Consider the following 12352-nt stretch of genomic DNA (forward strand, 5'->3'; position numbering starts at 1 on the left):
CCTGCTCAGCTCTCCAATCCTGCGCCAGCAGCATCAGCGCCACCGGCCATCACACGACCCTCAATTGCGGCAACAGCAATGTCGCTGCGGTGATGCCCGCCCCGCAACCCAATCGACTCAACACCGGCATACGCAACATCACGCGCAGCTGCCAGATCCTGACCCAAACCAACAACGCTCAACACACGACCACCTGCCGAAACAACACCACCCTCACCAGCAGCCGTACCCGCATGCAACACATACGGGCCAGACTCCCCAGCCTCTACAAACACCGAAGAATCAAGCCCCTCGATCACATCCCCCGTCACCGGAGAAGCCGGGTAATTCTCCGCCGCCACAACCACAGTGACAGCAGACTCCGAACGCCACCGCAACGGCTCCATCTCACCCAGACGTCCCGTGGCCGCCGCCATCAGCACACTCGCCAACGGCGTCGCCAACCGCGCCAACACCACCTGCGTCTCCGGATCACCGAAACGGGCATTGAACTCCACCACCCGTGTGCCATTACTGGTCAACGCAAGCCCTACATACAGCAACCCCACAAAAGGAGTACCACGACGCGCCATCTCATCAACCGTTGGCTGCGCCACCTGCGCCACTACCTCATCCACCAACCCCGCAGGCGCCCACGGCAAGGGAGAATAAGCACCCATACCACCAGTGTTCGGGCCCTCATCGTTGTCGTATGCCCGCTTGAAATCCTGAGCAGGCTCCAACGGAACCACATTCACACCATCACATAAACAGAACAGCGACACCTCCGGGCCATCAAGGAACTCCTCAACCACAACCCGGCCACCCTCAACCTGCACACACGCACGCGCATGCTCAAGTGCCACATCACGATCCGAAGAAACCACCACCCCCTTACCCGCAGCCAAACCGTCATCCTTGACCACATACGGCGCGCCAAAAACATCAAACGCCGCCTCCACCTCAGCAACAGAAGCACACACCCGTGCCCCAGCCGTCGGCACTCCAGCAGCAGCCATCACATCCTTAGCGAAAGCCTTACTACCTTCAAGACGAGCCGCCTGCGCACCCGGACCAAAACAGGCAATCCCCGCAGCACGCACCGCATCAGCAACACCAGCCACCAACGGCACTTCAGGCCCCACCACAACCAAATCCACGCCCAACTCAGACGCCAACTCAGCCATACCCGCAACATCACTCAACCCACCCGGCAACGGATGACGCATAGCCAGCGCCTCCATCCCCGGATTACCCGGAGCAACATGCAAAGCATCAACCGACGCATCAGCCGACAACGCGCGAACGAGCGCAGCTTCCCGCGCCCCCGTACCCAGGATCAGGATCTTCACGCCCCCAGCGTAGACGGCCCCCCGCGCCACCAAACACCGCCCAATCCCAAAAACGCACCACCACAATAGAAACCATGAACCCCACACCCACCCACCTCCGAACCCTCAACGACATACTCGAACACCCCACACCAGAAGTCCCCCTGACCCACCCCGACGAAATCACCCTCATCGCCAACCACATCTTCACCACCGCACGACGACACGTCATCGGACTGTTCGACAACGCCGCCAACACCAGCCGCTACTTTCCCCACCCCCACCTAACCCCCACCCGACCCACCCACCGCATCACCCAACTCATCTTCGAACCCTCCATCCTCACCTACCCAGAAACCCTCAATACCCTCCAACACAGCGGCAACCGCCACGACGCCATCCGCATCCTCGACCGCATCCCCATCACTGTGCTCATCGCCGACAATGACCTCGCCCTACTAGACCTATCCACCTACGACGACCACACCACCAACTCCCTCCTCATCCGCAACCACCGCCGCATCCTGGCCTGCCACTCCCTCTTCGACACTTTCTGGTCCCTCGCCCTACCCGCACCATCGCGCGGAGCCCCCAACCTCGACCCCAACACCCACCGCATCCTGGCACTCCTAGCCTCCGGCGCCACCGACACCACCATCGCCGAAATCACCGGCCAATCCGTACGCACCATCGAACGCCGCATCCACAACCTCTTCACCCACCTCGGCGCCACAACACGATTCCAAGCTGGCGCTCAAGCCGCTCGCCGCGGCTGGATCTAACCCCCTAAACTTGACCCCCTTCGCTCTCACGCGGACACAACACATCCCGCGCGAAGCACTCCACCCCCACAGCTCACAGCGACAGGCGGTCACGTGAACCAACGCGAAAACGGCGCAACCGACGACATCCTCAACAACGAACTGGCCACCGAACAGGCCTACGTCGACAATGTGTACGCACACCTCGACGCCGCACGCACCCGCGCCGATCTCGTCGCCACCGAAGGAATGTCACGCGGACGCACCGACCGCACCGGAGACATCCGCGACGAAGAAGTAGCCGGCCTCTTCGAACGAGACGCTCTCGTCTACAACGCAGGACGCCGACGCGCCAACCTCGAACGCCAAGACGAAGGCCTCGTCTTCGGACGCCTAGACATGGATCACTCCATGCCCAAAGAACCCACAGAAGACGACCCCCGCGAACCCGGCGCCCCCATCAACGACACCGACCACGAAATCCGCTACATCGGCCGCCTAGGCGTACGCGACAACGACTACGAAGCCCTCGTCATCGACTGGCGCGCCCCCGCAGCAGCCCCCTTCTACCGCGCCACCCCCACCGACCCCATGCAAGTTGTGCGCCGCCGCGTCCTACGCAGCCGCGGACGCACCATCATCGGCGCCGAAGACGACCTCATGGTCACCCAACCCCCCGAAAACATGCCTGTCCTGGGCGAAGGCGCCCTCCTAGCCGCCCTCAGCCGCTCCCGCACCGGAGGCATGCGCGACATTGTCGCCACCATCCAAGCCCACCAAGACGAAGCCATCCGTGCCGCAGCACGAGGCGTCACCAGCATCACCGGAGGACCCGGCACCGGAAAAACCGTCGTCGCCCTCCACCGCGCCGCCTACCTCCTCTACTCCGACCGCCGCAAATACGAAGGCGGCGGCGTCCTCGTCATCGGCCCCTCCGCCGCATACACCGCCTACATCGAACGCGTCCTGCCCTCACTGGGCGAAAACTCCGTCTCCCTACGATCCCTCGGCGACGTCAACGAAACCCTCTCCGCCACCCGCCTAGACACCGCCACTGCCGCCCATGTCAAAGGCTCCAGCAAAATGGCGACCTTCCTCAACCGCGCCGTCCGCGACAGCATCCCAGAAGCCCCCACTCAACTACGCACCTTCGTTGCCGGACACCCCATCCGCATCGAAAAAGACGAACTCGACCGCCTGCGCGCCACCATCCTTAAACGCAGCCAACGCAACACCTCAGCCCGTCAAGCACGCCTAGCCCTCAACCAGCTCGCCTGGGAACAGGTACGCGAAGGCGAACGCGAAGACTTCAACGAACGCTTCAATGAAAACGGTGACGTCGACACCTTCCTCGAAACGTGGTGGCGCCCCGTCGACCCACGCGAAGTACTGCTTTGGACCGGGGACTCAGAACGCGCCCACCGCTACGGCCATGACCTATTCACCGCCGAAGAACTCCATGCCTACACCGCATCAATCCAAACTGCCTTAGACACCGCTACCTGGTCCGTCGCCGACGTCGCCCTCATCGACGCAATCTCCCCCAAAATCGGACTCGTCCCCGAAAAAGATGACGCCGAACGCGGCTTCTACGAAGTAGAACTTCTCGAAGATGCCGAAGCAGAAGCCGTCGCTGCCGGACAACTGCGTGCCTACACCACCTCGAATGAATCCCCCTACCGCGAGCGCACAGCCCGAGACGCCGCCTGCCTGACCCCTGAAGACCGACGCGACATCCTCTTGCAAGGACGTATTGGTGCTGTCGATAAGTTTGCTCACGTCCTTATCGACGAAGCCCAAGACATCTCCCCCATGCAGTGGAAAATGATCGGACGACGAGGTCGGTGGGCGAGCTGGACCGTTGTCGGTGACGCAGCGCAAGCATCCTGGCCAGATGCGCAGGAGGCGCAGGCTGCCCAAGAAGAAGCCTTTGGCACTGGCCCCCGCCGCCACTTCCACATGACAACGAACTACCGCAATGCCAAAGAAATATTCGATGTCGCCGCTGAACTGATCCGCGAGGTGATGCCTGATGCAGACATCCCCAACGCCGTCCGGATCACTGGCATTGAGCCTGTACAGCGATCACTTGAAACAACCAGCCCTGAGGAAGACACCGCTACCGTGGTCAGTGCCGTGACTCAAGCCATTACACAACTGGGAAGCGAAGTGGACGGTTCGATTGCTGTTATTACGCCCAGCACTTGGGCATCGGCGCTGACCACCGCGCTAGAAGAAAACACTCTCACTGACGAAGCCAGTGTGACTCGTCGAGTGCAAATCCTCGATGCCATGACCACTAAAGGCCTCGAATACGACGCCACCATCGTCGTAGATCCAGACGGAATCGTCACGGAATCTCCCGGTGGGGAACGGGTGCTCTACGTCGCCCTCACTCGCGCTGCTCACCGGATGCACGTCCTACGCCTGCGCTGATGAATTAAACGAGCCCGACGCCTGTACACAAAGCGTGTACAGGCGTCGGGCTCGTTTAATTCATCCCAAAAGGTTAGTGCCCTATGAGAGTGCGGATTTTTTCCGGACCCACGATGAGCAACAACGTCGGTAGGCGTGGCCCTGTCTCGCTGCCAATCAGCAGGCGGTACAAAAGCGCGAACAGCGAGCGCTGCGCCGTCTTAACCTCCGGCGGGAGCTTTTTCTCATGAATTGGTAGCCCCGCCTGCAACTTCGGGACCCCATAGACGAGTGTGGTCAGCCCTTCCAAAGACCAGTCCTCTTCGAGCTTGTCTGCGAGCAGGGCCAACGACTCACGCTGTGCTTCATCAAGCGAGGCAAGCAGTTCGGTGTCGGGTTCGCTGCGCACCTGGGTGCGATCTTCTGGAGCCATCTGGGTTTCGACCCATTTCATAGCTTTGCTTAACCGCGGCTGCAGCTCCTCCAAAGAACCCAGCTCCGGCTCGCCAGAAGCAATCATCGCCCCAAGGATGCGCTGCATCTGCTCGGGGTTACCGCCGGTGATGTCCGCTGTGGAAGCAATCGCTCGATACGGCAAGGGGCGTTCTGTGCGGGGTAGTTCACCAGCGGCGGTGCCGATGGATCGTTTGTACACCGACAAATCGCCGGGCTGGGCTTTGTCTGTGCCGATTTTGCGGCCAAGCGCATCCCATTCATCGTATAGACGCTGAATTTCGGCGTCGAAGGCGACCTGGAAAGACTGATTCGGTTTACGACGTGCATACATCCACCGCAACAGCTGCGGTTCCATGATGCTGAGCGCATCTGCCGGGGTGGGCACACCGCCTTTAGAAGAGCTCATCTTGGCCATACCGGCAATACCGACGAACGCGTACATCGGGCCAATCGGACGCTGCGCACCGAAAATTGGCGCGATGTCCTTACCCACTACCCACGACGATCCCGGGCTCTGGTGATCAACACCTGAGGGCTCAAAATCGACGCCCTCGTGTGCCCACCGCATGGGCCAGTCGACCTTCCAGACAAGCTTGCCGCGGAAGTCCGCGTTAAGGTGCATGCTCTCTTCTACCTGTTCCCCATTGGGACCAGTAGCGGTGTACGTCAGAAGCGTGCTCTGTGGGTCATAGCTGGTGACCTGCGTATTGTCGGTACCGAAGGCCAGACTGTACGGCTTGAACGGGTAATAGTCTCCCGCGCTCGAACCGTCATCCTCGCTAGCGGCACCAGAGCCCTCCACTGCCGTTACCTCAGCCTCGTCTGCTCCCTCAGCGCGGGCGATTTCGGCTGCGGCTTGCGGGTCTACTTTGGTGCGGTATCGAGCCAGGACCGCGTCGATCTCAGCGCGGTGCTCCATTGCGTGCAGGATGGCCTCGACATACACCCCCGAGGTGTACTGAGCTGTCTGGCTGATGCCACGGAACTGCACACCCAAGTGGCCCAGCGATTCGGTCATCGCTGCTTTGAAGTGTTCAGCCCAGTTCGGGTATTGGCTGCCGCGGGGCGCAGGAACGCTGGTCAACGGTTTACCGATGTGCTCGGCCCACGACTCGTCGATGCCTTCAACACCGAACGGCACCTTGCGATAGCGGTCGTAGTCGTCCCAGCTGATGATGTGCTCGACGTCGTAGCCACGGCGGCGGATCTCATCTGCCACCAGGTGCGGCACCATCACTTCACGCAGGTTGCCCAGGTGAATGGGGCCCGATGGGCTGAGCCCGGAAGCACATACGATTTTCTCACCGGGCTTACGTGCGGTAGCGGTCTCGATGACCTCATCAGCGAGGCGGTCGACCCAGTCCCCGATTTCAGAGGTGTTTGTGGAATTGCTGCGTGCCACGGATGCGCTCCTTCTTAGATCAGGTCGTGGCGGACGATGACCTCATCACGGCCCGGGCCCACACCGATAACGGAAATACGAGCACCGATCTGCTTCTCAACGAAGAGGACGTAGTCCTGGCAGTTCTTCGGCAACTCCTCGAACGTGCGAGCGCCACTGATATCAGACTTCCAGCCCGGAAGAATCTCGTAGACGGGTGTTGCGTGGTGGAAGTCCGACTGACTAACTGGCATCTCGTCCATCCGTACTCCGTCAACCTCGTAGGCGACGCAGACAGGGATCTCGTCGAACTCGGACAAGTTGTCCAGTTTGGTCATCACAAAGTCGGTGACGCCATTGATGCGTTGGGCGTAGCGGCCTACTACTGCGTCCTGCCAGCCGATCCGGCGGGGGCGTCCTGTGGTGGTACCGAACTCGCCACCGATGATGCGTAGCCGGTCCCCGACCTCGTCATGCAGCTCCGTGGGGAACGGCCCTTCGCCCACACGAGTCGTGAACGCCTTAATCACGGCAACCACACGATCCACGCGTGTAGGAGGCAAACCCGCGCCGGTGCATGCGCCACCAGCTGTCGCGTTAGAACTTGTCACATAGGGGTATGTGCCGTGATCAACATCGAGCATCGTGGCCTGTCCTGCTTCACAGACCACCGTCTTGCCCTCATCTAGAGCCTGCGCGATCACCAGGGAGGTGTCACAGACCATCGGGCGCAGACGCTCGGCATAGCTCAACAACTCCTGCACGACCTGTTCAACTTCGATCGCGCGGCGGTTGTAAATCTTCACCAATGTTTGGTTCTTGATAACGAGTGCGGCCTCTACTTTTTGCCGCAGAATCGACTCGTCATACAAATCCTGGACACGAATACCGACCCGGCTCATCTTGTCCGCGTACGACGGGCCAATACCTCGACCAGTTGTGCCGATCTTTCGGCTGCCCAAGAAGCGTTCATTCACCTTGTCCAAGGTGACGTTGTAAGAAGGAATCACGTGCGCATTCGCTGAGACCTTCAATAGCGATGTATCCACACCGCGCGCATTCAACGCATCGAGTTCTTCGAACAACACAGGCAAAGACACCACGACACCGTTACCGATGACCGGCGTCACACCTTCAGACAGAATCCCGCTGGGAAGAAGGTGCAGCGCATATTTCTCTTTGCCAATCACCACCGTGTGGCCTGCATTGTTGCCACCGTTAAACTTCACAACCACATCGGTGCGGTCACCGAGCAGATCGGTGGCCTTGCCTTTACCCTCGTCACCCCATTGGGCACCGATCAGCACAATTGCAGGCATCGGGCCACTCTCCTCACGTCTCTCATCTCCTGACCGAACTCAGCCACATGGCTACAAACGCTGGGCCACCCGTGGTCAGGCTGCTGGCGGGCGCCTGCGCCGTTCAACTCCCCCTCCCAAGGCGAGGAGGACAGCGCGAGCCTTACAAAGCCACAGCGACAAGCGCACATATGCGTGCACTCGCGATGCTCAACCCTACCGTGTGAGACACACGCTCAGGAATGAACACGATCCGCACTGCCACCCACAAAAACACGACCTGGCTCGCTGACAACACCCACTCGCCTTCGCCTCAACAACGCTGAAGAAAAGCAACAATGTGAAAACAATATGGTTTCAAGAGGGATTAATAAATGGACGATCACTTTTTCCCTTCTACTCTGAGTTTGTTACCTCATGCGTGGTCATGCCCCGGCCACTACTCACCGGCTTCAATACCCGATCACACCAGGCGCAGTTATCTGAGAAATCGCCCCTCACAGCCGATCAGGAAGAGAAGCCAACCGGCCTAGCCGAGCAAGGAAGAAGAAGATCATGAAACGCCAACTGTCTACAGGCGCAGTGATCGCTATTGCGGCCACCGCCCTTGCCGCTCTCTCTGCATGCAGCAATCAGGCAGACACCCACAACGTAGCCTCCACTTCCACCCCTTCGGCATCAACCAGCGCACCTGTCACCCCCAGCACCACCCCCACCCCCACACCAACTAAAACCAGCAGCACCAGCCCCACACAGCACACTCACCCAGCTGACGAACTTCGCAGCGCGCAAACCTCAACCAAAAACAGCGGACGAGCTAACACACAAATCGGCACGCTACCCACCTCAGCAGGTGACTACACAGAATCCCTCGTTCAAGCGTGGAACGCTGGCGACAAAGGCGCTATGAACACCTACGCCACCGCCGGAGTGGTCGACAAACTCACCTCTAGCTCTCCTAAAGGCGCGCTCCTACGCACCGCCTGCGAAGACGATATGTGCAGCTATACCAGTGAAAGCGGGCGCCGCGTCACTCTCACTGTTGACCCAGCCAAAGTTGATGCTGGCACTCGCCAGGCCGTAACAGGCGTAAAAATCGATCATTAACTGACGCCAATAACAACGTAAAGAGCGGGCCGTGAGAATCCTTTCCCTAGGAAATCTCACGGCCCGCTACCACATACGGAGAAAACAACCGTTATCTCCGCGTCACCTCACTTAAGCGACTTACCTGCGCTACGCAGGTTTTCACACGCCTCAACAACGCGGGCGGCCATACCCTCTTCAGCAGCTTTGCCCCACGCACGCGGGTCGTACTGCTTCTTGTTGCCTACCTCACCGTCAATCTTCAGAACACCCTCGTAGTTGCTCATCATCCAGCCAGCAATCGGGCGAGTGAACGCGTACTGAGTGTCAGTGTCAACATTCATCTTCACAACGCCGTAATCCACTGCATCGGAAATCTCCTGCTCAGTGGAGCCCGACCCGCCGTGGAACACCAAGTCCAGTGGCTTGTCCCCTTGAGCGTCACCGAACTTGGCGACGATAGCGTCCTGAGCCTGCTTCAAAATCTCCGGGCGGAGCTTGACGTTGCCAGGCTTGTAAACGCCGTGCACGTTACCGAACGTGAGCGCAGCCATGTAACGGCCCTTCTCGCCCAAGCCCAACGCTTCAACCGTGGCAATCGCGTCTTCAGGGGTGGTGTACAGCTTGTCGTTGATCTCACCAACAACGCCATCTTCTTCACCACCAACGACACCGATCTCCACCTCAAGGATGACCCGTGCAGCGGCAGCCTTCTCCAACAGTTCCTGCGCGATCTGCAGGTTCTCTTCCAGCGGAACCGCCGAACCATCCCACATGTGCGACTGGAAGTACGGAAGACCGTCCTTCTTCACCTTCTCCGTAGAAGCCTCAAGCAGCGGACGCACAAAGCCATCCAGCTTGTTCTTGGGGCAGTGGTCGGTGTGCAACGCAATGTTGACGTCGTAGTTCTTAGCGACCTCCTGCGCGAACGCAGCCATCGCCAACGAACCCGTCACCATGTGCTTGATCGTCGGGCCGGAGAAGTACTCCGAACCACCCGTGGAGACCTGGATAATGCCGTCCGAACCAGCCTCGGCAAAGCCTCGGATAGCAGCATTCAAAGTCTGAGAAGACGAGACGTTGATGGCTGGGTAGGCGAAGGAGCCCGCCTTAGCCTTGTCGAGCATCTCCGCGTATACGTCCGGGGTTGCGATGGGCACGTGACTCTCCTTGCAGTCGAGTGTTGACTCCAACCATCCTAGAGCCGACCACCAGAACCTTTCTGGCACTCCCACTGTCTGTCACGCGGCTACGTGCACGCACTACCACCAATCGTGGCGAACCTCACCCAGCCACCGATTGCCCAAACACATGCGCCCTAACCCAGGCATGCATAGCAATCGCTGCCGCAGCTCCGGCATTCATCGAACGAGTAGAACCGAATTGGGCGATATCCAAGATGACGTCACACGCAGACACAGCCGCATCCGTCAAACCAGGCCCTTCTTGCCCAAACAACATCACACACCGCTGCGGCAACGAGTACGTCTCAATCGGCACCGATCCCGGAACATTATCGATTCCAATAAGCGGAATCCCTACACCCCCGGCTCCATCTGACTGCTGAGCCGCCCACTGCTGCAACGCCGCCACATCACCATGATGAAACTCATGCTGGTATCGGTCCGTCACCATCGCACCCCGCCGATTCCAACGACGCCGTCCAACAATATGGAACGCCGCCACATTCATCGCATTCGCAGTGCGAATCACCGAACCGATATTGAAATCGTGCTCCCAGTTCTCCACAGCTACATGCAACCCATGGCGCCGTGAGTCCAAATCAGCAACCACTGCCTCATGCCGCCAATATCTGTACCGATCAACCACATTCCGGCGATCTCCTTCAGCGAGAAGCGCGGCGTCATACGGCCAGGCCACCTCACCTCCAGCATCTCGAGGCCATGCCACCTCACCACCAGGCCACGGCCCCACCCCAACCCCGCGCGCATCATCCGAACTCATGCTGCCCTCCTCATCTGCTCAACTCGCACCATGCACTCACACCGGCGCGGGGTGACTCACCAACGGTGAGCCACCCCGCGCCAGAAAACGTGTTACCGAATCACTGCTCGCCTGGGCGCTTGTCCTGAATTGGGCTCGGCGTGTAGTTCTGCCCTAGCCCCTGGTTTGGGTCATACCCAGAAAGCTGTCCCGGCTGCTGAGTACCCACGGCTGGAGGCTGCGGCGCCGCCTGCGCAGCAGCTGGCCCTCCCTGACCTGGGCCAGCAATCGTGCCGCCACCTTGACCAAAGTTGATCGTCGGGGCGTTCTTCGCGGCCGTCTCTGCCTCGAAGTAGTCTGCCTTGGCCACGCCAGCCCGCTTAGCGAAGAAGCTCGAGGGGAAAGAGTCAACCATCGTGTTCAGATCACGCACCGTGGCGTTGTAGTAGCGACGCCCCGAAGCGATCCGGTCCTCGGTGGCAGAGAGTTCACGCTGCAGTTCGGTGAAGTTGTTGTTTGCCTTCAGATCCGGGTAAGCCTCACTGATACTCATCAAACGGCCCAGAGCCGAGGAGAGTTCACCCTCAGCCTGCGTAGCCTGACCAGCCGAAGGACCAGCACTGACAGCTTTGTTACGAGCCTCAATAACCTGCTGCAACGTGTCACCCTCGTGAGCAGCGTATCCCTTCACCGTCTCAACCAGGTTGGGAATGAGATCATGCCGACGCTTGAGCTCGACATCAATCTGGCGCCACGACTCCTCCGTCAAGTTGCGTGCCTGCATCAACTTGTTATTGGTCGAGATTCCATACACGACAACCCCCACCACGATGAGGATGAGCAGAAGAAGGACAACCATGGGCAACTCCCCTTGAATTCGGTGTTAACAAGCAACGCGCAATACCAGCGCAGGCCACAACACAATCGCGTTGCAGCCTGCGAGTTCGCTCACCTCATCCTACCGAGGGAAAACGCCGTTCACCGAGGCCGAACATCAAGCCAAGCCGAGGTCCTCAAGACCATACGCATAGAAGTACGGAACGCCCGCCTCTTTCCTAATCCGCTCAGCGGCACCAGAAGAACGATCAGCGATAACAGCAACGCCAACAACCTCAGCACCGGCTTGACGAACCGCCTCTACCGCTGTCAACGGTGAACCACCCGTGGTAGAGGTGTCTTCCACTACGAGCACCTTACGGCCAGCGATCGAGGGCCCCTCAATACGCTGCTGCAGACCATGCGTTTTCTCCGCTTTACGGACCACAAAAGCATCCCGCCGAATACCACGGTGGGCACCAGCATGAAGCATCGCCGTCGCCACCGGATCAGCACCCATCGTCAACCCGCCAACCGCATCGAAATCCAGCTGCGAGGTCAAGTCCAGCATCACCGCACCTACCAACGGGGCAGCCTGCGCATCCAAGGTGATCCGACGCAAATCAACGTAATAATCGGCCTCTTTCCCCGAAGACAACGTCACCTTGCCCCAGACAATTGCCTTCTCTTTAATGAATTCCAACAGCTCTGCCCGCGCCTGCGCAGCCTCCGCTGGAGGAATCACAGCAGCCAGGTCGCCATGACATGAAGAGTTCTCGGTCATACCGATCAGCGTACGTGCGAGATCACCCCCACCTACCTACATAGCGAGCGTCGCAGCAGAAACTATCTGCTGCGACGCTCGCTATGTAGCATTCCTCAACC

Annotated in this window: 10 protein-coding genes; 3 read left to right on the forward strand and 7 right to left on the reverse strand. The window is 59.5% G+C overall.

Annotation, left to right across the window (positions count from 1 at the left end; genetic code table 11):
- Positions 1–5: 5 nt before the first annotated feature.
- On the reverse strand, positions 6–1331 hold the full coding sequence (gene purD, locus DXZ77_RS08085) for a phosphoribosylamine--glycine ligase (protein ID WP_115032773.1): 1326 nt from the start codon (positions 1329–1331) through the stop codon (positions 6–8).
- Positions 1332–1405: 74 nt separating this feature from the next.
- Between purD and DXZ77_RS08090 the strand changes: the two genes are divergently transcribed.
- Positions 1406–2092, forward strand: coding sequence for a helix-turn-helix transcriptional regulator (locus DXZ77_RS08090; protein WP_115031261.1), 687 nt, complete (start codon positions 1406–1408; stop codon positions 2090–2092).
- Between the two features lie 93 nt (positions 2093–2185).
- Entirely contained in the window at positions 2186–4507 is a 2322-nt protein-coding gene (locus DXZ77_RS08095) for a HelD family protein (RefSeq protein WP_220181613.1), read from the forward strand.
- 73 nt (positions 4508–4580) lie between these two features.
- On the opposite strand, the gene DXZ77_RS08100 is transcribed toward DXZ77_RS08095, so the two are convergent.
- Both DXZ77_RS08100 and DXZ77_RS08105 read right to left on the reverse strand, forming a co-directional pair.
- On the reverse strand, positions 4581–6344 hold the full coding sequence (locus tag DXZ77_RS08100; RefSeq protein WP_115031263.1) for a lysine--tRNA ligase: 1764 nt from the start codon (positions 6342–6344) through the stop codon (positions 4581–4583).
- 14 nt (positions 6345–6358) lie between these two features.
- Entirely contained in the window at positions 6359–7642 is a 1284-nt protein-coding gene (locus tag DXZ77_RS08105) for an adenylosuccinate synthase (protein WP_115031264.1), read from the reverse strand.
- A gap of 534 nt (positions 7643–8176) precedes the next feature.
- Here DXZ77_RS08105 and DXZ77_RS08110 point away from each other — a divergent pair.
- On the forward strand, positions 8177–8728 hold the full coding sequence (locus tag DXZ77_RS08110) for a hypothetical protein (protein ID WP_115031266.1): 552 nt from the start codon (positions 8177–8179) through the stop codon (positions 8726–8728).
- Between the two features lie 107 nt (positions 8729–8835).
- On the opposite strand, the gene fbaA is transcribed toward DXZ77_RS08110, so the two are convergent.
- The 4 genes from fbaA to pyrE form a co-directional block, all read right to left on the reverse strand.
- A complete protein-coding gene (gene fbaA, locus DXZ77_RS08115; protein WP_115031268.1) occupies positions 8836–9867 on the reverse strand; it encodes a class II fructose-bisphosphate aldolase in 1032 nt (343 codons plus the stop codon).
- A 124-nt stretch (positions 9868–9991) separates the two neighbouring features.
- Positions 9992–10672, reverse strand: coding sequence for a TrmH family RNA methyltransferase (locus DXZ77_RS08120; protein WP_115031270.1), 681 nt, complete (start codon positions 10670–10672; stop codon positions 9992–9994).
- A gap of 100 nt (positions 10673–10772) precedes the next feature.
- Positions 10773–11510, reverse strand: coding sequence for a LemA family protein (locus DXZ77_RS08125; protein ID WP_115031272.1), 738 nt, complete (start codon positions 11508–11510; stop codon positions 10773–10775).
- A 135-nt stretch (positions 11511–11645) separates the two neighbouring features.
- Positions 11646–12251 (reverse strand): orotate phosphoribosyltransferase, encoded by a 606-nt coding sequence (pyrE, locus tag DXZ77_RS08130; RefSeq protein ID WP_115031274.1) that lies wholly within the window; start codon positions 12249–12251, stop codon positions 11646–11648.
- Positions 12252–12352: the final 101 nt, after the last annotated feature.

The organism is Dermatophilus congolensis (assembly GCF_900447215.1).
Lineage (GTDB): Bacteria > Actinomycetota > Actinomycetes > Actinomycetales > Dermatophilaceae > Dermatophilus > Dermatophilus congolensis_A.

What these genes read in the sequence shown, in the direction of transcription:
- DXZ77_RS08120 (WP_115031270.1), bottom strand. Translation starts at nt 10,672, where the DNA reads ATGAGTTCGGATGATGCGCGCGGGGTTGGGGTGGGGCCGTGGCCTGGT.
- pyrE (WP_115031274.1), bottom strand. Translation starts at nt 12,251, where the DNA reads ATGACCGAGAACTCTTCATGTCATGGCGACCTGGCTGCTGTGATTCCT.
- DXZ77_RS08125 (WP_115031272.1), bottom strand. Translation starts at nt 11,510, where the DNA reads ATGGTTGTCCTTCTTCTGCTCATCCTCATCGTGGTGGGGGTTGTCGTG.
- DXZ77_RS08105 (WP_115031264.1), bottom strand. Translation starts at nt 7,642, where the DNA reads ATGCCTGCAATTGTGCTGATCGGTGCCCAATGGGGTGACGAGGGTAAA.
- DXZ77_RS08090 (WP_115031261.1), top strand. Translation starts at nt 1,406, where the DNA reads ATGAACCCCACACCCACCCACCTCCGAACCCTCAACGACATACTCGAA.
- DXZ77_RS08110 (WP_115031266.1), top strand. Translation starts at nt 8,177, where the DNA reads ATGAAACGCCAACTGTCTACAGGCGCAGTGATCGCTATTGCGGCCACC.